A 24,518-nucleotide genomic window follows, 5' to 3' on the forward strand; every position below is an offset into this window, starting at 1 on the left:
TAGAAAGAGATGTTAATATGATTCATTTGTATTTGCGTTTCTACGAAGAATTAAATGATTTTCTCCCTCTGGAGCGACGCAAAAAGGATTTTATGCATGTCATCAATTCTAAAGCATCAATTAAAGATGTGATTGAATCATTAGGGGTGCCTCATACTGAGGTAGAACTTATTTTGGTAAACCACAAATCAGTTGATTTTAATTACCATGTGCAAGATGGCGATAGAATTTCTATTTACCCGATGTTTGAAGCATTCGATGTTACAACGCTTATACGAGTTCGACCAGAACCATTAAGGAAAACAAGATTCATTCTTGATGTACATCTTGGTAAACTTGCAAAATATTTACGCCTGCTAGGATTTGATACGACTTATGAAAAATCAATTGAAGACGTTGAGATTGCTGAGCGAAGTAGATTTGAAAATCGAATTGTTTTAACCCGGGATATTAATCTACTTAAGCATAAGAGGATTACACATGGTTATTGGGTTCGAAACGATAAGCCAATTAATCAGGTACAAGAAATACTAACGCGTTTTGATTTATATTTACAATGTAAACCCTTAACTCGCTGTATGAAGTGTAATGGAATCCTCATCGCTGCTCCTAAGAATGAAATCAGTAAAAGTCTCTTACCATTAACGCAACAATATTATGAAAAATTTATGCGTTGTGATTCTTGTCAACAAATTTATTGGCAAGGAAGTCATTATGAAAAGCTGTTGCAGAAAATCTCTTTAATTATTTCCAAAACATCGTAGTGGGAGATCTCATTCCAACGCTTGGAAGGACGCAAGGATAGGATTAGCTGGAAGGTTTACAGACTGAGTTTGTATTTCACGGTTACTGATGACAAAATATGGCAGTATTGAGTGGTCAGCAACTTAGGAATACCAAAATTGTCTCGTAGCGAACGTCTTTTTGAGTTAATTCAAATTTTACGCCGCCATCGTTATCCTGTAAGTGGTGCAAAACTCGCACAAGAACTTGGAATAAGTCTGCGCACGCTTTATCGTGATATTGCCAGTTTGCAGGCGCAAGGCGCTAAGATTGATGGGGAGCCTGGCGTTGGCTATGTATTACGTCCAGGGTTTATGTTACCGCCTTTAATGTTTTCAGAAGAAGAAATCGAAGCGTTGGTACTGGGGTTTCGCTGGGTTGCGCAACGAGCAGATAGTAAATTATCTTTTGCAGCTCACAATGCCCTGACAAAAATTGCGGCAGTTTTACCGAGTGATTTGCGTTATCAGGTTGATACGACAACGTTATTGATAGGTCCAAGTTCTGTTGTGGCGACAAGTGATGAAGAACTCGCTCAAATTCGTCAGGCAATTCGTGTTGAAAGCAAGATACTTATTACTTATTGCGACCTTAAAGATAACGAAACAGAGCGTACGATTTGGCCTTTTGCACTGGGTTTTTTTGATTCCGTGCGTATCGTGATTGCCTGGTGTGAATTGCGCGAGGAATTTCGCCATTTTAGAACGGATAGGATAAAAAGATTAGTGCTTTTAAATCAACGTTACCCTCAATACAAACAAAAGCTATTGAAGCAATGGCGAGAAATAATGAAAGTCGCACCCCAGTAATACTGCTGACATAATTTGTCAGTATGCTCCCTTACGATAACTCATGCTGAACCGGTCGTCATGATGAGGCTGGATAACGCTGATTATTGAATTTTATGGAGCTTAAAAAATGTTTGATCCAAATAGTATTATTTTTTATGTTAAAAATCCTGCTGCGAGCGCTAGTTTTTATATGTTGTTGTTAAATCAGCAGCCTATAGAGAATTCTCCAACTTTTGTCATGTTTACATTAAAGCCGGGTTTAAGATTGGGATTATGGTCAAGTCAACACGCAGAACCCCCTGCGACATCATTGGGTGGTGGTGGAGAAATAGGATTGGCCGTTGGGGATATTGATACGGTTAACAGGTTGCATGAAACATGGTTGCAGCAGGGTGTAACGATTATTCAATCCCCAGTGATGATGGATTTTGGCTTCACCTTTGTAGCGCTTGATCCAGATAACCACCGTATTCGTGTTTTTCATCCTAACGCTTGATCTTAAGTACTATATCTCATAGCATCGCCAAGTAATGCGATGCTATGAGATATCATTGCTAGCTTAAGGAATCAAATTAAATAATCTGAGAGCACCATGCATCAACGTTCCGCTACTCTTTCTGAGTTAACAAAATTAAATGATTTTATTAGAACTTCAAAAGGCTTTTGGGGTTACTCTGAGTCTTTCCTGGATTTTTTTATGGAAAAATATGGCTTAAAGGAATTTTATTTTAGTAAAAATGAAATCATTTTGCTGGAAGAAGAGACGGAGTTATTAGGCCTTTATGCTTTTAAATTGAATTATGAAGGCAAGCCTGAGCTGGATTTGTTTTTTATCAATGCGGATAAAATTCGACAGGGCATTGGTAAAACCATGTGGCAATATGCTATTCAATACGCTTCCCGGAAAGGTTGGAAGGAGTTTATGTTGATAGCCGACCCTAACGCGGAAAATTTTTATAAGTGTATGGGTGCAGAAACTGTTCAACAATTTGAATCGTTTCCAGGACGATTCGTACCTATTATGCGCGTTGAAGTTAATACCTTAATAACACGTCGTCCAGCTAATGCCCCTGATCTTGATTTTTTAAATAGTTTAATTACTAAATCAAGAAAGCATATAGGCTACAGTGCTGAAAATAATCAGTTTTTTTTAGAGAATTTTGGATTAACACTGGATTATATTAACAATCATCTTGTTTTGGTTTATGAGAAAAATGCAAAGATAATTGCTGTGCTTGGGATGTCTTTTACTAAACAGGCAGAACTTGATTATTTTTTCATTACACCCGAGATGATTGGTCGGGGACTAGGACGAAAAATGTGGCATGAAGTCTGTGCTATTTCCCGCGATAAAAATGTAACAAATTTTGAGTTTATAGCAAATCCTTATGCCGTGCTGTTTTATAGGCATATGGGGGCGGAAATTATCGCTGATTACGGCATTCCTGCTGAAGGAATGAAACGAATGCGCTATATTTGTACTTAATTCTACTATAGGTGAAATCCCTATAATGGCAAAGAGGCTTTGTTAACCCGGGTCTTTGAGATCGATTGTTTTAAGAGTTAGGGAATATTCAGATGAGGGACTTTTTTTCTGGCATGTATTATTTTTTATTAGGATTTAAGAAGTTAAATACCCAGGGATTAAGATCGCTCGTGATTTTACCCATTCTTTTCAACTTACTCATTTATGGGGGAATTGCTTATTTGGGTTATCATTTCTTATCCCCCTTGGCACATTACTATGTTGATAAGCTTCCGTCCTGGTTGAGCTTTCTTAGCGGTGTGTTTACGCTGCTCTTTTTCTTATTATTTATTCTTTTTTTCCTGACCACTTTTTCTGTCCTGGCAAATATATGTGCCGCGCCTTTCAATGGATTATTGGCTGAGCGGGCCCAAAAATTATTAAAAAAAGAACCAGTACCAGAAAGAGGATTTGGGGCAGTCGTGGTGCAGACTATTAAGCGTCAAGGGCAATTTATTGTTTACTATATTCCGCGCTTGGTATTGATGTGTTTATTATTTTTAATACCGCCCCTGCATCCCGTATTGCCATTTCTATGGTTTTTATTTAATGCATGGATTCTAAGTGTGCAGTATCAAGATTTCGCGATGGACAATAATCTGGTCGATTTTAAAACGATGCGTAAGATGATTAACAATAAAAAGTCATTGACTCTTGGGTTTGGCAGCACGATAAGTTTATTAAGTTTTATTCCTTTAATTAACTTATTTATTATGCCGGCAGCAGTTATTGGCGGAACTTTTCTCTTTTACCTTCATCCTAAAAATTAATCTAAAATTAGACAAAATTCTAAAATTAGAATAATATTAGTATATAGTTTTACAAAAAGAGAACTGCATGAAAACTTCCACCCAAGTGTCCGTACTAGTTCCTAATGAAGTTGCATGGAAAGCTCTAAAAAATTTAGTTGAACGATTTAATTTCACGAAAGAAGAAGCACTTATCTTAATGGGTGATATGCCTTCTTCCTCTTACTATAAAGGTATTAAAAAATACGATGGTAATTTAACGCGGGATGAAAAGGAGCGCATTTCTCTTCTATTAGGAATCTATAAAGATTTGCGAATTTTGTTTGTTGACAGTAATCAAGCCATGTCTTGGATAAATAGAGAAAATACTTTACCTCCCTTTAATGGTATGACACCAAGGAATTATTTGATGGAAGGGAGTCTCATGAGATTGGCGGAAGTACGACGATTTCTGGATTTTTGGCGAGGATATTAAGCAGGGAATGTATAATTACAGTGATTTTAAAGAAAAAACGCATCGTCTTATTCCATCGCGTTACCCTCCAATTACTCTGTTTGATTGGGCTGAATCAGAAGAGGAGCTTCAGTATATTGCTGATTTGGAGGGATTAACCAATGATCGATTAACCACGGAATATGGTCATATTTCACTGGTCGCTAAAGAGGATTGGGTTGGTGGGGCTGGTTCTACACCCCTGATGTCAGCATTTACTCATTTTGGCGTTTCTCGATTCAGCGATGGCACAACTTACGGCATTTATTATGCTGGAGACTCGATTAAAACAGCAATCGCTGAAACAAAATTTCATCGTGAACGATTTTTAGCGGCTTCTAGAGAAGCACCCTGCATCGTGCAAATGCGAGAGTATACTGCCTATGTGACTAAGCAGTTAATCAATTTATGCAGTAATGAATATAAAGAGTATTTAGATCCTGATGTTAATGCCTATTTTAAGAGTCAGGAATTGGGGCGTGAAATAAAACGTAAAAATGAATGGGGATTAATCTATCCAAGTGTGAGAAATGAGGCAGATGATGCAAAATGTCTGGCAATTTTTAGACCCCCAGCATTGACGTTACCTGTACAGGCAGGCCATTACGACTATATTTGGGACGGGCATGCTATTTCTGAAATAAGAAAATCCATAAAATATTAGATGGTAATAGCAAATCATATCGATTTGAGTTGATATTTACCTTACAAATTGATCATATTGGTTATTTTGACCTGTTGTAATGACTCAAATTTTGTATTACGTAATGAAAGTATATAAAGGATAAGTCGAATTTTATGATGAAATAGCGATTAACTGCTAAACTTATAGAGAGATTGTTGTTTTTAAGGAGTGTATTTTGTCAGGGTAGACGCATAGACGTCTATTTACCAGAACGAGCATAACAAGCAATTTACTGGAGATAAGACGATGAAAAATATTCTGTTAAGCATTAGTGCTTTCTTATTACTTATAATTAGTTTTCCCTCATTGGCTGATAAAGTTGTGATTTCAGGTAGTCCTGTGGTTTTGGAACAACGTGGTGAAGTTTATTATGTTCCGCAAACCTATACCGCAACCACCTCATATCATTATGTCACTGTCGGAGGAGTGGATAAGGTATGTTATGGTGAAGCACAACCGACCCTTGCTAGCTTAAATGGTCAAGTCATTAGTGTAGAATTAGGTGGAAAACAAGTTCAATGGACTTGCTATCCTTATGACGAAGCCTATTTCACAGTACAGCCTTAATTTAAAAAGACTCAATAGAGGATAATATCCGCTATTGAGTCTTTTCTATTCAATGATTCTCTTATGTATTCTTTTTAGCTAAATTTAGCTATTCTCTCGGCATTAAAAAATAAGTATAGTTACCGCAGGAAGTATTGTTGACTTGTGCAGCATTTAATCATGGAGAATAAAATGCCGTTTAATATCCCTACCTTAAATGAATTAATAGAAGCCGCTAAAAATCTAGACGCATCTTATAAAGAAGAACGTTTATCGATGGATAACAATCGGTACTTATCTTTTTTAAGAAAAAATACCAATAATCTTATAAGAAAGTCTGATATAAAATTCATTGCGACTTTTGCCGGCAATGTCGAGAGCTATAGCAAAAACTATTATATGTTGGGGCAAGTATTTGCAAATTCATATATTCTCCCTGAAGACATTAACGGATTTTTGAAAAGAGTTTTAGCGGGTGCTTTTTTATTTCATCTAAGTCAAGTCAATAACGGTTATATGTTTGAAAGCTCAGTGAAGGATAGTTCAGCTTTGGCTAAAATAACTCTGAATCTATTTGGAGTAGATAATTTTAGTGAAATTCCCAGAGATGCATTGGAGTCATGCCTGGATGCATTTAAAACTTATTTCAAGGTTGTGACTAATAAAAGTGGGGTAAAACTTAAATGGCATGATTCCAAAACAAATAATGCCTTATATAAGGAAATTTTAAAGGAGATGGATCAGTTAAATATTTCTACTTCTACCCTTCAAACACCTTAATATTCCCGGTAACTTCATCAAAAATCACCATCAATTTTTGATGAAGTTTAATAGCTAGTTCAAATTAAAGTGTGTCGCCATTTGTTTACTAGCAGTAAAACAACTATTCTTAATACATAGGGAGCCTATTCCCTGGAGTCGTAAAATGGCGACATTAGTTGGTACTCAAGCGAAATTTGAAGATGCACTATATGAGTTATGTGAATTAGATTATGACGTAGTTGCAGCCTATGAAACTGCGATTAATCGTATGGATAATGCAACTTATAAAATTCGACTTAGTGAATTTAAAAACGATCTTAAAAAGCATATTCGCGACATTTCTAATCTTCTAAAAAAGCACAGAGCAGCTGTTCCAGAGGGACCGGGTTCGAAACAATTATTAATACAAGGCAAAGTTGTTTTTGCCAATCTATTTGGCGACAAGGCTATGCTTCGAGCCATGCTTGCTAATGAAGTAGACATTAATATTGCTTATGAACGCCTAACCTGCCATGAGACTAAATGGAAAGATGCGGATAGTGTTTTACTTCGTGGATTAGGTAATGAAAAAAGACATAGACATTGGCTTGAAGCCATGTCAGAAAATTAACTCTGATAAGCTATTTTTTGGCATAAATTGCTATCGATAGTAAAACTAAAGACATCCCTAGACCTTGCCACAGTGTTAATTGCTCCCCCAAAATAAGCCATGCAAGCAGAACAGTTGCAACAGGCATGATAGCTGTGGAAAGAGAAGCCATGATGCCATCTACTGATCGGCAACCAATATACCAAAATACATAAAAAAGGCCGGAACTTAATCCTAAAACAAACAAGATCCACCATGAGGCTATATCAAGATCAGGGGTGTTAAAATAGGAGTAGATGCCAATTGGGAATAATAATAAGGCGTTAACACCATTCATAAGTGTTGCAGTAATAAAGACTGGTAGACGATTTGGATGAACTTTACATAATATGTAATAAGCGGCCTCGGGTAGAAGGGAAAAAAGAATAATAAAATCCCCTATAAATGAGTGCACTGCATGATTGCCTTGTAATTTGTCGTAGGCAATTACCGCAAGCCCAATAGTAGCAAAAAGTACACACAAGCTTTGTTTACCTGCAATTTTTTCTTTAAGAATAAGCCAGGAGAGAAGTGCAATGATTGCAGGCAGGGAACTGGTAATGATGCCAGCAACATTGGCATCCGTATAATGTAAACCTAAGAGCATAAAACAATTAAATAAAATGCCGGCAGACAAGGCTTGGCTCAAAATAAAAAACCAATCGCGATATTGAAGTTGAGAGAAGTAATAACTTAAAGGTTGTGTTTTTGCGGGGCTTAGCCAATGCAAAGGAAGCAATGCGATGGTAGCTAAAATGAAACGCATCGTTAATAAAAAAAATATCGGCATAGTAGTCAGCAAAATTTTAGAAGAAACGATGTTAATTCCTACCATAACTTGCGCGAGGGTGAGAAAAATTAGTCCTCGAGAGCGATTAGCCAAATGCTTCATAATCGAGCTAGTCTCCTGTTTACAAAGTACAAGGCATATTATCAAGAATTGATTACTTTCTTATTATCGGCTAAGCGCATATTTTTTGCCGAAAACTGCATGTTTCGCCATTGTGACGGAGTTAGATCAAATGATTGATTAAAGCGCCGGCTAAAAGCAGATAAATTTTCATAACCTACCTGATAAGCAACATCCTCTATGGATAACTTATTATTAGACAGTAAAACTTGAGCATATTCTAATTTTTTCTTAAGCCAATATTCCCCAAGACTGAGGCCTGTGCTTTGCTTAAAACGGCGTTGCAGCTGGCTTTTACTTAAATGGCAGTGTTGTGCTAAATGCGTAAGATTCACTGGGGTAGCAACGTGCCTATCAATCCATTGTTTTGCAAGAATTACAACATGATCAGTAAGATGTAAATCAGGAGTCAGGAGATTCATTAGAAGCTGATACAGCAAATGCTGGGTAAAAACATCATTCTTTTGCATTAAATAGCAATGGGCAAAGGTAGTATATTTCTGTATCGCATCATTCAAATGTAAAAAGAGAGGCAATCTATCATTGTGCCAGCTGTTTGTATTGGGAGAATCAATGACTAAAAATAAATTGTCCTGATTACTTGAGAAACAATGCCGCCTATTTGAACCTATACAGGCTCCTGTAGTTTCATTAACCAGACCTATTTTCCCATCAATCTCAATTTCCAATTCACCTTTAATCGGCAATACTAACTGTGCAAAGTCATGACTATGACTACAATTCTCATTTGAATAAGAGCGCAATGAAAGAAAATGAGACATTTTAATCTAGTTATTTGGATGATAGGCAGAATTTTAGCATGAATGATTATTAATTGGGTGCTGTAGATGTATGAATTTTGCAGGGAACAACAACTGTCATAAAAAATATTGGTACGCTAAACTCTCACGCTTGCTACGTGGGATGACGGATTTTCAGGTGACGGGCTAGATGTTTAAGGATGGGTAGATGCTAAGGATGAAAGAATTTGGGGACTCGGAAATTAATTATTGGTAAAAATTTGATCAAATAATACTATTGTTCTATAATAAAAGTGTAGGTTAGAGGAAGGTAGTTGTGGAGACATGATTTACCTGCTTTTAACTACTCCACCTTCGGGTGGATTTTTTTTGCCTGCAAAATTTTTCTAATTATCTTCTCTTCTTATATTTTTACCATTCTAATCTAATAGATAGCTTTCTCTAAAATGACAAGCTCTGCAAGTCAGTTGAAATCAACTGCGCGGTGTGCAATTGTTTAATTCATTGTTAATTTGTCAGGGAGGAGATATGAGTGCAGAGCAACAGTTGTTGGAGGATATTGAAGGAATTATAAAAAAATACGATTGGAGTAAAGAAGTTCGTTTCAATTGGTTACGAGAATTTGGCAGAACGTTAGTTTTTTTCCAAAATAATAATTATGCTTTAGAATTCAATAAGCTAAGTGAAGAAGAGTTTTTAAAACCCAAAGGTATTATTGCAATTAGTCGATTACTTGATAGTAAATGTAACATGGAAGTTAAAATTACAAGCATAAAAAAAATTTTGAAAGATCGTGGTTATGAAAGAGATGAAGGAGAAAAAAGCTGGATTAGAACCGATAATACTCACCTTGCTTATAAGGAGATAGCTACAAAAATAGCAGATTTTGAAGAAATACAAGCATCTATGTCTAAGTGGGTACTTTAGCGCTTGATTATTTTCTTACATATAGTACAATATGTGCAATTTTTTATCTAAACAGGGGCTTTTATGCGTTATGAGATAGCAGAGATTCAACGATTCAGTCGGGAAGTAGAGATGGCTTGCGGACGAACTGGTGTTCCAGCAATTTTTCCTCAAAGCACTTGGAAAGAAAATAAAAATTTTGTTGAGAGCGCTCTAAAGGAGCTTGTGAATACAGAATCAAGCGAATCGATTCTAATGCGTTTTGAAAAATATGCTCAAGCGGTTAATACAGCAGCTAAATGGCTCGCACAAAGCCCAAAATCTAAAGAGAAAGAGATTGACCAGAAAGTACCATTTTTTACCGAGCATATGCGTCATCTTCAGCAAGGGGCGAAGCAATTATTGCCTGATGCAGAAATGACACTTCCTACTGTTATTTATGAAGAGAGCGATCAAAATTCGCCCGCCGTAACAGCATTTTTTACAAGTGAAGTGTTCAGAAAATTGGATTCTTATAAAAATTACCTTAAGAATGATAGACGTTCTCATTTTTTTGGACGGCTCGATATGCATGGTGCGAAGTATGCTATTTTGGATGCTTTGATTAACGACTTAAAAGCACAAAAATCAATGGAAGGGGTACGTAAGGTTTTCCAGGATTTCTATAAGCAATATGATTCTACAGGGAAACAAACCAGGTATGATGTTATTAATACCGGGCAAGATATTTTAACTTATATCCTTGGCTTATTTGGACTTAAAAAGACAACAAGTGCCGATTTTCTTAATAACCTGAACCAATATGCTGAAGACACAAATGAATTTTCATTGGGATCCTCAAACCCGGTTGAATCGTTTTTTACTAAGCTTTTCAACTAAAATTCTCGTAATTTGCCCAGGGAAATAACCATGGGCAAATTTTAAATTATCAGGCAAACTCAGAAAGAACAATTTTACCGCGTGATTGGCCACTCTCAAGAAGATGATGGGCTTTACGCAAATTGTTGGCGTTAATTGAACCAAAATTCTCATTGGCAGTTGTTTTGATAATTTCTTTATCAACCAAATGACCAACTTCATTCAATATATTATGCTGTTTGATCATATCCGGCGTTTTGAACATTGAACGCGTGTACATCATTTCCCAATGAATAGAGAGACTTTTCAGTTTAAAAAGCCGGAGATTTAAATTAAGAGGATCGTCAATTAAAGCAAATTTTGCCTGGGGTCTTAAACATTTAATCAATTCTTCTACATGCTCATCGGTATGAGTAAGACTAATAACATAGTCGACTTCATGAATTTCTAGATTGGCTAGTTGTTCTTGCATCGGTTTACTATGATCAATGACATGGTGGGCACCTTGATTAAGAATCCAGCGCTTGGATTCTTCTCGCGAGGCTGTTCCAATAATAGTTAAAGCGGTTAGTTGTCTTGCCAACTGCACTAAAATAGAGCCTACACCACCAGCGGCGCCTGTAATTAAAAGGGTCGATTTTTCGCTTGCAGTAATACAAAGACGATCAAAAAGTAATTCCCAGGCAGTCAGTGACGTAAGCGGAAGAGCGGCTGCTTTTTCAAAGGACAAGGTTTTGGGTTTTAACCCAACAATTCTTTCATCAACAAGATGAAATTCGCTATTACAACCGGGGCGTGTAATATCGCCAGCATACCAAACTTCATCGCCTGGTTTAAAAAGAGTGACATGTTCACCCACAGCTTTAACAATGCCTGAAGCATCCCATCCCAAAACACGATATTGGCCTGCTTCTGGTGTCTCTCTTAATCTGACTTTGTAATCAACAGGATTCACTGCAATAGCTTTTACTTCGACTAACAAATCTCGCCCAGAGGCTGTGGGTATCGGCAGCTCTATATCCATAAGTGAGTTGGGATCTTCAATAGGGAGCGATTTTTGATATCCAATTGCTTTCATAATAGAGTCCTTTTTTAATGCAGAGTTTTGGCTGTCCCAATTCTGCATCAATTATACATAAGTGCTGGGATAAGACTAAGCGTTATATTTTAATTTTCAACGTTGTCTCATTGAGTCCTATGCAACCGAGATCTCTTAATAACATCATCTCGAGGACAGCAAGGGAACTCCCGACATTGCTACAGTCTTTGACATGGTATTAAATTTATTTCTTCTGCTCTAAATTTGAATTTACACGGGAAATGAATTGATTAAATTGTTTTTTTTCTTCCTGACTAAAGTTTGCGAGGGCAATATCATTTAGTTTTTCAGCACAAAGGTCGATTTCTTTTTTAGCATCCAACGCTTTTTGTGTAAGGTAAATTAAAAATACACGTCTGTCTTTTGGGGAGGGTTTGCGATGAATAAAACCATCGCGTTCCATACGATCTAAAGTTCTTACGGCGGTAGGCTGTTCAATACCAATTTGTTTGCACATTTCAGCTTGCGTCAGCTCATCTTTTTTAAATAGTTCTAACAGAAAAGAAGTATAGGCATGGGTAATGTCGTAGGGTTTTAATAATTCATTCGCTTTTTTAATCAATAAGCGATTTGCTTTTTTTAGTAAACTGGAGGTTTGCATTGTTTAGTCTCAATTATATTAATTGCTAATATATAGCATACTATGTTATAGTGTGCAATTATATTTATCATTGGAGTATAGAAAATGGTCACTCAATTGATGTATCAAGTGGATGCATTTACTAATAAATTATTTGGCGGCAATCCCGCAGCGATTTGTCCTTTAAAGGAGTGGTTAGATGAAAATTTAATGCAATCTATTGCCACAGAAAATAACTTATCAGAGACGGCCTTTATTGTTAAAGAAGGGGAACACTATCGTATTCGCTGGTTTACACCAAACTCTGAAGTAGCGCTTTGCGGACATGCCACTTTAGCAAGTGCTTATGTTATTTTTGAAAAACTGGGCTATGCTGGTGACAGTATACTGTTTCAAAGTTTAAGTGGCGAGTTACGGGTTAATCGCTCGAACTCACAACTACAACTTGATTTTCCCAGCCTTCCTTATACACCAATTACAGCTTCCCAAGCGTTACTTACCGCAATGAATGTAACTCCTCAGGAAGTTTATGAAAGTACTTTTGATTTACTTCTTATTTTTAACGATGAAAAGGAAGTGGAGAGAGCTCAACTTGACTTAAATGCAATTAGTCAGTTACAAAATAGAGGTGTCATTCTATCAGCGCCCTCTAAAAAATTTGATATTTATTCACGCTGTTTCTATCCAGGATGTGATGTGCCTGAAGATCCTGTGACTGGCTCTGCTCACTGTGTGATTGCTCCTTATTGGAGTGAACGCTTGGGTAAGAGTTCTATTCATGCTCTACAGGGATTAAAGCGCCAAGGCGAGTTACTTTGTGAGGTAAAAGGGGACCGTGTTCTTTTGGCGGGCAATTGCCGTTTGTATTTGGAGGGTAATATTGCTTTAGCTTAAATGTGAATGCTTTAATAAGCATTCACATCGATTTGTTAACTATATTTGCACTCAGACGCTGATATATCTTCTAAGACTAAATGGTTAGATAAGGCAGCCTCCATCATTTTTTTTGCTCGATGATGAATTTTTATATTAAGTTCGGTAAACCCATGCTCTGCAATTTTAGCCAAATTCTCTATGAAAAGACCTTCACGAACGCGATTAGCTAATAAAATCTTTTTATTGGGGATTTTCTTTTGTGCTCTTCGCTTAGCTTCATAAGACTCCAGGACTTGTGAAAATTCATCATGTTTTTTTTGAAGTCTTTTTGCATAACGTTCAAAGCTATGAGTTTGTTGTGCTTCAGACAAACCATATTGTATTGCCAGGTTCATATACTCAGTACCCTCAGTACAATTCTGGATTTGCTCAGTATCATATTGACTTGCCTGCATCAATGAACATGAGGCACGTAAATAGTAAGATTGCGCTGCAAGCTCCTGGAAGGAGGAGGTATTAGCCTTTTTATTTTGTGAAAATTTTTCAATAAGTAAAAGCAAGTAATCTAATTTTTCTATGGCAAGTTTAAATTGTGCTTCTTTTTTTTCGTCAAGCAAAAAATTGCTTAGTAATCCTTTAACTACACTGTATTGGGTTATAAGTGGGCTATAGTCAGGCGCTGACGATTTAAAAAATCTATTTTTAAATTTTTTTAGCGTACTCGTTAAAGATGAGTTTTCTTTCACTTTGGTTATTGAGTGTTTATGTTGTTCTGGCATGAAAAGAACCTTGATGATAACGAAAATGGTTTGCTAATTTACCAGGGTGGCTTGATATTGACAACTTGTACAATTTATAAATACCTGTACTTTTACAGGTTGTTTTTTATTTTGGTATAGGGCATAACTCTATGATGCTCTACTTCTTCCGCATATTACGCCATACAATAAAGAGAATAATAATGCCTATAAGAATTAAAGCTAAATAAAGCTTCTCGCTTGAGCTAAAGAAACCATCAAAAAATTCTTCTTTTTTATTTGGGATAATTAGATCGGCGTAACTCAATATAGAATAGAGTGCTAATAGCACCAAGGTAATAAACTTAACCAGCACAGTATTGCTCCTACTATAATGGATGTAATATTTAACAAAAAAGAATAAAGCAAAGATTTTTGCAAAGATTGTCGCATGAGTGCATAGATTAAACTGGCTTCAACTAAAACGACTAGAATCTCGGTGAGTAACCAATAAAGACCAGCTAAGTTAGAAAGTTTTAAGCTTGAGTAAAATAGTTGTGCCAGTGGATTGGTTAAAAAATTTATCCCGACAATAAATAATATCCAACTCATTGTATAATTTTTAGGGACAAATCTTTTTATGAATACAAAAAAAGCAAATAATTCAGCCAGAATAGTAATGCCTAATGTAATAAATGTATTGATGTTTTCGCTAAGGTAATTTATGCGACTTAGTATATCGGCAATACTGGTATTATTGGCATCCATGTTCCCTTTAAGCTCCTATCTGCTGTCACTAGGTTTTTTTGGGGCAGCTCATATATTTTATGAGTTATCCTATATTTATAAACATTTGTCTTTTAAATTTCCCCGAGTTTTAATTCTTGCAGTAACGAGTTTATTACTGCTTTTATTATTAATAAAGACTATAGCGATTTTCTTATCAATCAAATACCTACTGACGATAGAAATTATTTTTATTTTTATTTTTATTGTACTTGCGCTTTATTTTAGACTAAGTTTTATCACGTTGTTGACACTACTACTGTTCGTAATAGGTGTTATTGTAAGTCCTGTCATACTCTTTATGTGCCTTGCATTTCTACATAATCTCACCCCCTGGGGGTTTTTAAAGGCGGAAAATGCCACACAAAACGCGTGGCTAATATTTGTGGTTAATCCCATCCTGGTATTTGGTTTGTCCTTATTATTAGCGATTGATCCGTCATTTTATTCCAGTCAGCAGGCACATCTATATTTAGCTCACTACCTTGTTTCACCACAGGTCAATGCGTTGATAATTTCTTTTTTTGCCACCGCAGTTTATTTGCAGCTTATTCATTATTATTACGTGATTAAAGTGCTGCCAAGGTTTTGTGCCGCACCAATTAAAATCAATACTGCGCTAAGTCTTCTATTTTGTTCACTAGGCCTGGGGTTTTTATATGATTTTCAAGATAGTAAAAAATTCTATAGTCTTATTGCCATGTTTCATGCGTATTTGGAAATTCCTTTATTACTCTATTTATTACCGCAAAATGGATTAAAATCCGCCGCTGCTTTGAAAGAGGAGAAAACATGAAAATGCATTTCTCTCATCGTTTAAAACCCAAGATTTATTTATGCTTTTTGTAAAGTTTGTTGATTAAGTCGATATAAATGCAAGCCAACTAAACCAACAAGACAAGCACCCATCATCGCGCAAGAGGGTATCCATAATAATGATGATTTATACGATTCAAGTGTGTATAAGCGAATGCCATCAGCATTAAATGCTCCCTCCCAACTGGCATCCATAGCATGTCCTATTACCGTATGAAAAAAAGAGCCACCAAGCATGTTGATGCAATTTAAAAAAGCAACAGCAACTCCCAATAATCGTGCTTCAACCAAGTCAGCACCCGCAGCAAAAACAATAACCTGGTAGCAGCACATCACGCCTATTAAGAAAAAGATAAGCGCTAGCACGTACCAATTATAAGTCGTGCTTGAAAGGAGCAATTTAAAGGCCAGTGCCATTCCAAGGCCACATACACTAATAACGCTATAATTACCAACTTTTTTGCTAAAAAATGCCAGTAGAGGACCACCAACCAACATGCCAATGAAGATAAAAGAAACTAGCTGAGCTGCATTACTTTTATCAAGTCCAAAAGCAGTTGTTAAATAAGGCACACCCCAAACATCAGCAAAGCCCTCCAGTGATCCCACCATTAAAAAATTAGCAAAGGCCAGCATCCAGATGGAGGGTAAACCCAACAGTTTTTTAAACTGTGAGAGTTTTAAACCTTGTGAAGGAGTGTCTTTTTGCTGGATAGTAGTCGGAGAACGTAAAAAACAATAAGCACTTAAGCCCAGGCAGATAGCTATGGAAGCCAAAGCCGATGCGACCATTTGCCAGTTGTAGTTTGCCACAAGTAAACTGACAGGCTTCCCTCCATAAATTGCACCTAGAAGACCGACCGTAAATGAAAAACCAACCATTTCTGCATAGCGGGATTTAGGAAACCATTCTGAAATCACTTTTGATACAGCAAGAAAACCTACTGCAGAACCAGCGCCTACCAGAAATCTTCCTAAACATGCTAGATACCAATTATTGGTGTAGCTAAAAAGAAACGTTGCAAAGCCACATAAAAGAGCAAAAACAAAAACAATATGCCTGGGTGTGAAGCGTTCAAGCATCACGGCAACAGGAATTTGCATACCAGAGTAGCCATAGTAATAAAGCGCTGCAAGAATGCCGAAGTGACTGGCATCGATGGAAAATTGTCCCATGATTTGCTGCATCATCAAACCTGGCCAAAGACGCAGAATAAATTGAAAGGTAAAAAATGACAATGGAAATAACCACATGAAGAAGGCCAAAAAATTAGATCTCGATTGAAACATAACTACCTCATTGCTAGGGTAAGATAAAAAAAGATGATAAAAATGGGATGTGGAGTATGGATTCGGCTTTTCAGCCGATAATAGGTAGGAAAATAATAGCAATGATATTGTTCTGCTCAGTCCACATTGGTTTATATTAAATTCTTTTGGATTAATAAAGTCTATACAGTATGTTTAATGAATAAAAAAGTCAATATTAAAACATTTAAATTATTCAATTGAAGTATCACCCTCAGTGTCATTTCCGCGCAGGCGAATCCATCTCTAAAACAAACGTCAAGAATTAAAAGGTTGGATAGATTCCTACCTGCGCGGGAATGATACTTACATATAAAATAATAAGTGACGACTTTAGAATTACAGTTCAACTTATGTTTACTGACTTAGCGTTGTATGCATTGTACTTGACACGTTAAATTAAGAATGATTAAATTGCAAAAAAAATGAACATTATGGTGAGGTAATGGGAAAATCATTGAAAAAAGAGTTTAATCATTTAGACCAACATGCCCAATTGTATTTGAGCGCATACCAAGATCAAGAGCGTCGTCACCAATTATTTCGCGTGGGATATAAAGTACTGGCCATTCTTGCAGCCCTAATCCCTCCATTGTCCTTAATATTCACTATTCAAGCTACAGTTCAGGACAGCAAAAAAGACACGTTTAACTTATGGTCCTCTATAGGGTTTTGTATACTTTTCTCGCTTCTGCCTATAGCTTCTGCATTCATGAGCTGGCATCTTATTGAAAATCTCGAAGATTCGCGGCGTCAAGATGACACGATTCAGAAAGTCACTTTTTCACAAAATGACTTTATAGAAAGAAAAGAATATTTCAGTCAAATAAAAAATCAAATGAAAGAGCTTGGCGTTAATCTAACAACCGTAAAACCGGATTCTGCACAGAAAAACCACAAAGTTATTATAAAGGACATTAAAGAAGATAAGCATGTAGTAGATGTTTATATGGATTCAGCACAAAGAGAGCGACAAAGTGAGATGCTTAAATATGGTATAGTTTTATTTGGCAAGCCAAATAATCAAGAGTTAACGAAAGAAGACTTAGCAAAAATTTATGATGCACCTGGATTTTTTCATAAGAAACATGCTGAGAGTATCGAAATAGTTAAGCATTTAGAAACACAATATAAAATGTAATGATGCTTCGTTTACTAGCTCCAGTGCGCAAGACTACGGAGCGACACACTACAAAGTTGGAAAGCTGGCAATTGTTTTGACGTACCCACTTAAAGACAGTTGCCAGGTTTGTTGGATGAACAAAAAGCACCTGAATAGTGATCCTTTTTCTAGAGGAAAGCAATTCCAATAGTAATGTGCAGATTAATCCAATAATTTTTAAAATTGAGGAGCGAACCTAAATGGTGTTTATTCCTCAATGCCATTAGGGTTGGAGCATTCACCGTAAGAACATAATATCTTTTTGCACCTAAATCAGCTGCAACCGCCTGCAAAATTTCAAATTGATGTAGTTTTCCAAGTTCCTGAGGGTCAACTGGCGTATTTTCTTCAGGGTAAATCACACTAATATGAGCACCAGCTGATTTTTGGCCAAAATACTCAGGTTTAATAATGGTGTCTGAATAGCTTGCCAGCAAGGGATATAACTCATGAATATAGCTATCTGGAAGATCAAGATAAACCAAGCCGTCGTCACTTACTGACAAACGACCTGTCGATGGTAAGTTCATCGCGTTACCGATAAGATTTGGGATATCCAAGGGCGTTAGTTTTAAATAATTTTTGATCATATTAATGATTAGGTCTAAAAATATTGTTTTGTTTTACTTTAGTAAATAAAATGCGCAGGCTGTTTATAGGAAAAAAGAATATATTATAATTTAAAATAAACCAATTGGCTGGAATTAAGATGAAAACATTATGGAGTAGTTTATTAGTGGCATTTGCAGCGTTAACACACGCAGCTGATACGATGTCTGTAAACGTTGATACAAGCCAAACGCAATTTGTGGTGACTCTACCTGCAAATCCCACAACGGGTTATCAATGGACTGTAGAAAACTATGATAAGGCTCTTCTAAAGTTACTATCTAGCAAATATGTGGCGCCACAAACAAAATTGATAGGTGCAGGAGGGAAAACGCTATTTACGTTCCAACTTTTGGAAGGAAAAACTTATCCTAAAAGCACAATCCTGCTTTTTAAATATGCAAGACCATGGGAACCAGATACAGGAACAACAAAACAGGTTACTGTAAATTTCAACGCAAAAAATCCACCGACTCAGCAATAATCAGCAGCATGATATAAATAGATAACTACCGTACTCAACCTGTGAATGCGGTAGTTACGTGATAAGTTAGGCTATTTCTACTTCTTCAGCTTGAGGACCTTTTTGTCCTTGTCCTGCTTTAAACAAGACAGCTGCACCTTCAGTCAATGTCTTAAAACCACTGCTTTGAATTGCACTGAAATGAACAAAATAATCTTTGCCATCACTTTCAATGAATCCAAAACCTTTCTTATCGTTAAACCATTTAACTTTACCGCGAATTTTCTCTGACATAGTTGCTCTTATCCTATAATTGGAAAAACTGATTGTAGCATCCATTCTCAGATCTTTCTAAAGATTTTACAAGATTAAATAATTTAAACATGTAATCTCCATAGGCAATCTGATTTTTAATATTTCAACAATTCGCTTTGCGGCATGTTCGTTAATATTAGAATAATCACTACGAGTCACATTAAGGTACAACTTGCTGTCCGTAAATAACTGACGGACAACGTTTACTATATTACTTGCGGTTGCTTCAACTAACAAGTCTGGCAACACATTCATCAATTTTAGTTATCGCTAAGACGCCTTATTTAATGGACGGACAATGACTACTGTTCCTGCAATTTTCTTTTTAGGGTCAAATAAGGTGATGAAGTGTTCATTCAACCATTTGGCATCTTGTATAAACATCCGAATACAGCCATGACTTGCGCGATAGCCTGGGATATCATCAGAACCGTGTAAAGCAAACCCTTTGTGAAAAAACATACAATAAGGCATTTTTGCTCCTCCTCGCCCGGCAGGAAAAGCATTCGAAACGCAGTCTTCATTTGCTTTACCGAATATTTCGAATATTCCAGTTAAAGTAAGGCAAGCATTATTGCTGTCCGAGCATTTATCACTACCCGATGAAATAGGTCCCCATTTCACTAAATATCCTTGAGGATTATAAGCTCCCCAAGCTAATTTTTCCTGGTCGACAATAATCTGCTTGTTATCGGAGGAATTAATTTTTAGAGGAAAAGGTGACAAATCAAATAAAGTAATCGTTGCTAAATTTTTGGGAACAGCGAGAAGTTTACCGGGAGTAAGACGGTTATAAGTACGATTTAAGCGTTGTACCAAATCTCTTTGAGTCGGGTCGGGAAATAGTTTTTTCCAGTTTTGCCCCCGAGCTACTTTAATACAAGTATACTGAGGATAATTGCAAAGAGAAGGCCCGTAATAATTCGCCTCTTTATCCTTTTTTGCTGCCAACAAAAGAGGGGGTAAAATTCCCAATAACAATATAAAGTATCTCATATTCACAACCTCTCAATGTAAATAAGAGATGCATTAATCGTGCAAAAATTAATCAATTCCGTTCAGTTGGTTTTGCTTATTTAAAGTTTAGAATGACAAGAAAAGTGTTCAAAATTTGACGCAAAGCAGCCTGTCTGCATTCGCGTTTTATGGGAGATGAATCCGCCTGCGCGGGAATGATAAGAGGTAAGATCAACTGCATTATTACCATTCATCTCTACTTTTGATTTGCTCAAATATTCGAGGCGTTTAGTTTGTATAGGAGAGGCTCTAAGATTGGCCAGATATTAGTAAGTATTTTGGCCTGAGCTTGTTGATTTGGATGTAGACCATCTTTTTGCATGAATTGTGATTTTCCGGCTACACCTTCAAGGAACATTGGTATTAAGGATATATGATATTGAGTTGCCAATTCCTGGTAAACTTCGCCAAATTTCTTAAGGTAGCTTGGACCATAATTGGGAGGTAGTTTTGTGGCAATTAAAAGTACTTTAGCGTTAATTTTTTGACTCTCCTTGATCATTTGTTCAAGGTTTAATTTCATTGCTGTTGTTGGTAGTCCTCTTAAGCCATCATTTGCGCCCAGTTGAATAACCACAATCTCAGGTTGATAGGTCTTTAGAGCCTGAGGTAATTTAGATAAACCATTTTTTGTCGTATCACCACTCGTACTGATATTAACGATGTTGTAATCATACTTTTGGGTCTTTAGTTTTTCTCTGAGTAAATTTACCCACCCATCGCGCACATCAATACCATAGGCAGCACTTAGACTGTCGCCAAGAATAAGAATAGTTTTTGCTTGCAGAGGTGCTATGATAAAAATCAATAAAAATAGAAAAAGGATGTTAGCTTTCATGAATCACCTAGATGTTATCAGGTTGAATAAAATTAATTTTATTGTCAAAAGCGGCTCCTTCGATCTTACTATTTTACAGGATATCAGTTTTGCCATTAAAAAAGGAGCCACGATCGCAATTACTGGTGCTTCGGGTTCTGGGAAAACTTCTCTACTTAATATTATGGCAGGTTTAGATATACCTAGCTCGGGAGAAGTTTTTTACGGGGAACAAGAAATTAGTCATTTAACAGAAGATGAGCGAGCAAAACTTCGTGCAAGGCGAGTAGGGTTTATTTTTCAATCTTTTCAATTACTTCCTAATTTAACTGCTTTGGAAAATGTCATGTTACCTCTTGAAATTAATCATTATGATGATGCCTTTACTCAAGCAAATCATTGGATAGATAAAGTAGGTTTAAAAGATAGACTACATCATTATCCACTGCAACTTTCTGGAGGTGAACAACAACGCGTTGCTATTGCAAGGGCGTTTGCAATTGAGCCAGATATTTTGTTTGCGGATGAACCGACCGGTAACCTTGATAAGAAAACAGGGCATACGGTTGCTGATTTATTATTTGATTTAAATACGCAACACAAAACGACTTTAGTCATTGTAACGCATGATGAAGTATTGGCTCAGCGTTGCCAACTACACTGGCGGCTGGATGATGGAAAATTACTATGCTAAAGATACCTCTGACGATAAGGTCGCTTATTCGAGATTGGCGAAGTGGAGAGTTAACGCTTTTATTTCTTGCTTTAATCATTGCTATGACTTGTGTTAGTGCCTTAAATATTTTTGCCGGGCGAGTTAATGATCAGCTTGTAAATCAAGCTTCAAAACTATTGGGAGCTGATTTAGTGGTTAGAAGCAGCATACCTATTAATTATGACTGGATTCAAAAGGCGAAAAATTTAGGCTTAAAACAAACGGTTACGCTATCTTTTTTAAGCATGGTGGAACATGATGAAAAATTACAGCTTGCAGCTATAAAAGCGGTTGGAGATCCTTTTCCAATATTGGGCGATTTAAGAATTGCCAAACAATTACATGCCTCAGGAAGTAAAACATATACGGCACCCAAAGTGGGTACGGTATGGCTGGCTCCCCGTCTTTTTCCTCTGTTAACGCTTAAAGTAGGTGATTCACTGATGATAGGTGCTGCCCGATTGACGGTAGCAGGCATATTAGTTGAAGAACCAGGACAAACAGGGGATTGGTTTAACATCTCTCCTCGTATCGTAATGAATTGGCAAGATATCGCTAAAACGGAAGTGATTCAAACAGGTAGTAATGTGACTTATCGTTGGTTATTAACAGGACCTGGAAATAAATTAAATGCGCTAAAAACTTACCTCAATAATAAATTAACTGAACAGCAAGAACTGACTGATAGTACGGCTTCCAACCCTTCGATCACCCAAGTTATTCAGCGCACTTTGAATTATCTCAATTTAGGTACGTTAATGAGTCTTGTTTTAGCTGGTGTAGCTATTAGCATGGCTAGCTTGCGCTATAGCGGGCGACACATGCAGCAAGTCGCTGTTCTTCGTTGTTTTGGTGCATCGCAGTACCAGATTTTAAAGATTTACTTAGGTAGTATTTTATTACTCGGTACTTTGGCCTGCTTAATTGGTGTAGGTTTAGGTTATGCTGTGCAACCCTTACTTACTCAATGGTTACGAGGTTTGTTACCACAGTTTGATATGCATTTACCGATTAAACCTGCGCTATTGAGCATCGCTCTTGGATTAATAGTTCTATTGTGTTTTTCCTTGGTCAATATTTTGAAATTACGCCATGTTACTGCCGCCAATATTTTCCGTAAAGAGCAACTGTCTTGGACTATTGCAACTTGGTTTGGTTATGGATTGGCTTTTTTTCTTTTAGGTTCTCTTGCTTATTTTTATACGGGATCGTGGCCCCTTACATTAAGTGTGCTAGGAGGCTGTCTATTTTTTATTGGATTAGTAGTAAGCTCTTTATGGCTAATTTTTAGTTATCTTTCAAAAGCTAAACATTATATTCATATCAGTTGGCGATTTGGTTTTGCAAATATTGCTCGCAATCTTAGCAATAGTTCATTACAAGTAATTGGTATTGGTCTCGCTTTAACAGCGATTCTAAGTTTGTATATTTTAAGAACGGATTTATTGGCTAATTGGCAACAGCAGCAAGCAGATAATAGAGCAAATTATTTTATTATCAACATTGATCCCAGTCAGGTGAATGAAATTGACAAATTTTTGACAGTCAATCGTATTAAGGTATCTAATTTTTATCCGATGGTGAAAGGGCGTTTAATAGCTATTAATAATCAACCTGTTCAGAGAATTTTTGGTGAAAATGCAAAACAGATTACAGTTTTACAGCGAGAGCTTAATCTTTCCTGGACTAGTGACTTGCCGCCAACTAACAAAATTATATCAGGAGAATGGGTGCCTCAAACTAAAGAAGATTGGGTCTCAGTGGAAAAAGGGGTTGTTGATAAGCTTGGATTAGTTCTGGGTGATAAGCTCAGTTTTCGAATAGAAAATCGTGTTGTCACCGTCGTGGTAACGAGTATACGAACTGTAAATTGGACCAGTTTTAATCCCAATTTTTTTACCTTATTCAAGCCCGGAGTTTTAAATGATTTACCACAAACTTATATTGCGAGTATGTACTTATCGACAGCACAACAAAGTAAATTAAATGAAATTGTGAATCAATTTCCTAATGTAACCATTATTGATATAGCGAGCATACTAAAGAAAATTCAAACAATATTTACCAATACGGCGAAAGCGATTAATTTTATGAGTTTCTTTGGTTTTATTGCAGGTTTGGTCATCGTCATTCTTGCCATGCTATCGTTTACGGGTGTGAAGCAACAAGAAACACATGTGCTTAAGTTTCTTGGTATGGGGAAAAGACAACTATTATGGGTTCAAAGTAGCGAATCATTTCTAATTGGTTTTTATGCGGGCTTACTTGCTATTATTACAGCCTGCATTATTAATAATTATCTGGCAAAAGTCGTACTGGATCTGGATTTTCATGTTCCCTGGAAATTATTTGCTATCGTGCCGACTGCAACTGCAGCCTTTACGGTATTAATTAACAGCCTGGTGCTTAGAAGCCAATATCAAAAGCGAGGGCTTACCAGACTAACGCATTCCGATTCTTATTAGACAATCTCTCTTGAGTTCGTATGCTTGGTGAAAGTAGTCTTCAGAACACCTTTTTGCAACCACTCAAGATAAATTGTTTAAATTTATGGACATTCATTCATTGATCGGCGCCATTTGTTGGAAGAGACTCTTATGTATTAAGTGAGATTATTAGACTTTATAATGGGATGAGAGGTTACCCTTACAACTTGCTTTTATTGTTAAACATGCTTTTAAATGATAGCTGGAATATAAAAGCATAAAGCCAATAGAAAAGAGGCAGGCGGTTAGCGAGTAATAAATGCAATTTTTCTGTTAAATTTTTGTTTTTTTGCTGTACTTGCCATTTCTTCAGCTATAATGCTGACTTCTTTTAT

Annotated in this window: 29 protein-coding genes; 18 read left to right on the plus strand and 11 right to left on the minus strand. The window is 36.6% G+C overall.

Annotated features, from left to right (window positions below; translation table 11 throughout):
* Window positions 1-17 precede the first annotated feature (17 nt).
* From PXX05_RS04340 to PXX05_RS04385, 10 genes are all read left to right on the plus strand, one after another.
* Entirely contained in the window at window positions 18-764 is a 747-nt protein-coding gene (locus PXX05_RS04340) for a Mut7-C RNAse domain-containing protein (RefSeq protein ID WP_275089837.1), read from the plus strand.
* Between the two features lie 138 nt (window positions 765-902).
* Window positions 903-1,592 carry a helix-turn-helix transcriptional regulator gene (locus tag PXX05_RS04345; RefSeq protein ID WP_275089838.1) on the plus strand — a complete coding sequence of 230 codons (690 nt, stop codon included), beginning with the start codon at window positions 903-905 and terminating at the stop codon, window positions 1,590-1,592.
* 109 nt (window positions 1,593-1,701) lie between these two features.
* Window positions 1,702-2,070, plus strand: coding sequence for a VOC family protein (locus PXX05_RS04350; protein ID WP_275089839.1), 369 nt, complete (start codon window positions 1,702-1,704; stop codon window positions 2,068-2,070).
* 96 nt (window positions 2,071-2,166) lie between these two features.
* Window positions 2,167-3,060, plus strand: coding sequence for a GNAT family N-acetyltransferase (locus tag PXX05_RS04355; RefSeq protein ID WP_275089840.1), 894 nt, complete (start codon window positions 2,167-2,169; stop codon window positions 3,058-3,060).
* Window positions 3,061-3,152: 92 nt separating this feature from the next.
* Window positions 3,153-3,869, plus strand: a complete 717-nt coding sequence (gene cysZ / locus PXX05_RS04360; protein WP_275089841.1) for a sulfate transporter CysZ — start codon at window positions 3,153-3,155, stop codon at window positions 3,867-3,869.
* A gap of 67 nt (window positions 3,870-3,936) precedes the next feature.
* Window positions 3,937-4,323 carry an antitoxin Xre-like helix-turn-helix domain-containing protein gene (locus PXX05_RS04365; RefSeq protein ID WP_275089842.1) on the plus strand — a complete coding sequence of 129 codons (387 nt, stop codon included), beginning with the start codon at window positions 3,937-3,939 and terminating at the stop codon, window positions 4,321-4,323.
* Window positions 4,324-4,330: 7 nt separating this feature from the next.
* The gene (locus PXX05_RS04370; RefSeq protein ID WP_275089843.1) at window positions 4,331-5,005 is read left to right on the plus strand and encodes an RES family NAD+ phosphorylase; all 675 of its coding nucleotides are present in this window, start codon (window positions 4,331-4,333) and stop codon (window positions 5,003-5,005) included.
* Between the two features lie 267 nt (window positions 5,006-5,272).
* Window positions 5,273-5,593, plus strand: a complete 321-nt coding sequence (locus PXX05_RS04375; protein WP_275089844.1) for a hypothetical protein — start codon at window positions 5,273-5,275, stop codon at window positions 5,591-5,593.
* A gap of 171 nt (window positions 5,594-5,764) precedes the next feature.
* Window positions 5,765-6,352, plus strand: a complete 588-nt coding sequence (locus tag PXX05_RS04380; protein ID WP_275089845.1) for a hypothetical protein — start codon at window positions 5,765-5,767, stop codon at window positions 6,350-6,352.
* 145 nt (window positions 6,353-6,497) lie between these two features.
* On the plus strand, window positions 6,498-6,944 hold the full coding sequence (locus PXX05_RS04385; RefSeq protein WP_275089846.1) for a hypothetical protein: 447 nt from the start codon (window positions 6,498-6,500) through the stop codon (window positions 6,942-6,944).
* Between the two features lie 10 nt (window positions 6,945-6,954).
* Here PXX05_RS04385 and PXX05_RS04390 read toward each other — a convergent pair whose 3' ends face one another.
* Window positions 6,955-7,854: a DMT family transporter gene (locus tag PXX05_RS04390; protein WP_275089847.1), complete on the minus strand. Its 900-nt coding sequence runs from the start codon at window positions 7,852-7,854 to the stop codon at window positions 6,955-6,957.
* A 41-nt stretch (window positions 7,855-7,895) separates the two neighbouring features.
* The gene (locus PXX05_RS04395) at window positions 7,896-8,654 is read right to left on the minus strand and encodes a helix-turn-helix domain-containing protein (protein ID WP_275089848.1); all 759 of its coding nucleotides are present in this window, start codon (window positions 8,652-8,654) and stop codon (window positions 7,896-7,898) included.
* A gap of 507 nt (window positions 8,655-9,161) precedes the next feature.
* On the opposite strand from PXX05_RS04395, the gene PXX05_RS04400 reads away from it, so the two are divergent.
* Both PXX05_RS04400 and PXX05_RS04405 read left to right on the plus strand, forming a co-directional pair.
* A complete protein-coding gene (locus PXX05_RS04400; RefSeq protein ID WP_275089849.1) occupies window positions 9,162-9,560 on the plus strand; it encodes a hypothetical protein in 399 nt (132 codons plus the stop codon).
* Between the two features lie 63 nt (window positions 9,561-9,623).
* Window positions 9,624-10,418, plus strand: a complete 795-nt coding sequence (locus tag PXX05_RS04405) for a hypothetical protein (RefSeq protein ID WP_275089850.1) — start codon at window positions 9,624-9,626, stop codon at window positions 10,416-10,418.
* A gap of 49 nt (window positions 10,419-10,467) precedes the next feature.
* Here the strand turns inward: PXX05_RS04405 and PXX05_RS04410 are convergent, their stop codons facing one another.
* Together PXX05_RS04410 and PXX05_RS04415 are read right to left on the minus strand one after the other, a co-directional pair.
* Entirely contained in the window at window positions 10,468-11,475 is a 1,008-nt protein-coding gene (locus tag PXX05_RS04410) for a zinc-binding alcohol dehydrogenase family protein (RefSeq protein WP_275089851.1), read from the minus strand.
* Between the two features lie 205 nt (window positions 11,476-11,680).
* The gene (locus tag PXX05_RS04415; RefSeq protein WP_275089852.1) at window positions 11,681-12,097 is read right to left on the minus strand and encodes a MarR family winged helix-turn-helix transcriptional regulator; all 417 of its coding nucleotides are present in this window, start codon (window positions 12,095-12,097) and stop codon (window positions 11,681-11,683) included.
* Between the two features lie 84 nt (window positions 12,098-12,181).
* On the opposite strand from PXX05_RS04415, the gene PXX05_RS04420 reads away from it, so the two are divergent.
* Window positions 12,182-12,970: a PhzF family phenazine biosynthesis protein gene (locus tag PXX05_RS04420; RefSeq protein WP_275089853.1), complete on the plus strand. Its 789-nt coding sequence runs from the start codon at window positions 12,182-12,184 to the stop codon at window positions 12,968-12,970.
* Between the two features lie 35 nt (window positions 12,971-13,005).
* Here PXX05_RS04420 and PXX05_RS04425 read toward each other — a convergent pair whose 3' ends face one another.
* Together PXX05_RS04425 and PXX05_RS04430 are read right to left on the minus strand one after the other, a co-directional pair.
* Window positions 13,006-13,731 (minus strand): hypothetical protein, encoded by a 726-nt coding sequence (locus PXX05_RS04425; RefSeq protein WP_275089854.1) that lies wholly within the window; start codon window positions 13,729-13,731, stop codon window positions 13,006-13,008.
* Window positions 13,732-14,031: 300 nt separating this feature from the next.
* Window positions 14,032-14,457: a hypothetical protein gene (locus PXX05_RS04430; RefSeq protein ID WP_275089855.1), complete on the minus strand. Its 426-nt coding sequence runs from the start codon at window positions 14,455-14,457 to the stop codon at window positions 14,032-14,034.
* Between the two features lie 319 nt (window positions 14,458-14,776).
* On the opposite strand from PXX05_RS04430, the gene PXX05_RS04435 reads away from it, so the two are divergent.
* On the plus strand, window positions 14,777-15,271 hold the full coding sequence (locus tag PXX05_RS04435; protein ID WP_275089856.1) for a hypothetical protein: 495 nt from the start codon (window positions 14,777-14,779) through the stop codon (window positions 15,269-15,271).
* A 38-nt stretch (window positions 15,272-15,309) separates the two neighbouring features.
* Here the strand turns inward: PXX05_RS04435 and PXX05_RS04440 are convergent, their stop codons facing one another.
* Complete coding sequence (locus tag PXX05_RS04440; protein WP_275089857.1) at window positions 15,310-16,545, minus strand: MFS transporter; 1,236 nt, start codon at window positions 16,543-16,545, stop codon at window positions 15,310-15,312.
* Window positions 16,546-17,056: 511 nt separating this feature from the next.
* Here PXX05_RS04440 and PXX05_RS04445 point away from each other — a divergent pair.
* On the plus strand, window positions 17,057-17,740 hold the full coding sequence (locus PXX05_RS04445) for a hypothetical protein (protein ID WP_275089858.1): 684 nt from the start codon (window positions 17,057-17,059) through the stop codon (window positions 17,738-17,740).
* Window positions 17,741-17,889: 149 nt separating this feature from the next.
* Here PXX05_RS04445 and PXX05_RS04450 read toward each other — a convergent pair whose 3' ends face one another.
* Window positions 17,890-18,351: a hypothetical protein gene (locus PXX05_RS04450; protein ID WP_275089859.1), complete on the minus strand. Its 462-nt coding sequence runs from the start codon at window positions 18,349-18,351 to the stop codon at window positions 17,890-17,892.
* Between the two features lie 119 nt (window positions 18,352-18,470).
* Here PXX05_RS04450 and PXX05_RS04455 point away from each other — a divergent pair, with 119 nt between their 5' ends.
* Window positions 18,471-18,854, plus strand: coding sequence for a protease inhibitor I42 family protein (locus tag PXX05_RS04455; protein ID WP_275089860.1), 384 nt, complete (start codon window positions 18,471-18,473; stop codon window positions 18,852-18,854).
* A 66-nt stretch (window positions 18,855-18,920) separates the two neighbouring features.
* Here the strand turns inward: PXX05_RS04455 and PXX05_RS04460 are convergent, their stop codons facing one another.
* The 3 genes from PXX05_RS04460 to PXX05_RS04470 all read right to left on the minus strand — a co-directional run bounded on the left by PXX05_RS04460 (window position 18,921) and on the right by PXX05_RS04470 (window position 21,003).
* Window positions 18,921-19,127, minus strand: coding sequence for a cold-shock protein (locus PXX05_RS04460; RefSeq protein WP_275089861.1), 207 nt, complete (start codon window positions 19,125-19,127; stop codon window positions 18,921-18,923).
* Window positions 19,128-19,418: 291 nt separating this feature from the next.
* On the minus strand, window positions 19,419-20,144 hold the full coding sequence (locus PXX05_RS04465; protein WP_275089862.1) for a L,D-transpeptidase: 726 nt from the start codon (window positions 20,142-20,144) through the stop codon (window positions 19,419-19,421).
* Between the two features lie 232 nt (window positions 20,145-20,376).
* On the minus strand, window positions 20,377-21,003 hold the full coding sequence (locus PXX05_RS04470; RefSeq protein WP_275089863.1) for an arylesterase: 627 nt from the start codon (window positions 21,001-21,003) through the stop codon (window positions 20,377-20,379).
* Here PXX05_RS04470 and PXX05_RS04475 point away from each other — a divergent pair.
* Window positions 21,002-21,676 carry an ABC transporter ATP-binding protein gene (locus PXX05_RS04475; RefSeq protein ID WP_275089864.1) on the plus strand — a complete coding sequence of 225 codons (675 nt, stop codon included), beginning with the start codon at window positions 21,002-21,004 and terminating at the stop codon, window positions 21,674-21,676. The two genes, PXX05_RS04470 and PXX05_RS04475, sit on opposite strands and share 2 nt — an antisense overlap.
* The gene (locus PXX05_RS04480; RefSeq protein WP_275089865.1) at window positions 21,670-24,162 is read left to right on the plus strand and encodes an ABC transporter permease; all 2,493 of its coding nucleotides are present in this window, start codon (window positions 21,670-21,672) and stop codon (window positions 24,160-24,162) included. Before PXX05_RS04475 ends, PXX05_RS04480 begins: the two co-directional genes overlap by 7 nt.
* Window positions 24,163-24,518 lie beyond the last annotated feature (356 nt).

Source organism: Legionella cardiaca, from assembly GCF_029026145.1.
GTDB lineage: Bacteria > Pseudomonadota > Gammaproteobacteria > Legionellales > Legionellaceae > Tatlockia > Tatlockia cardiaca.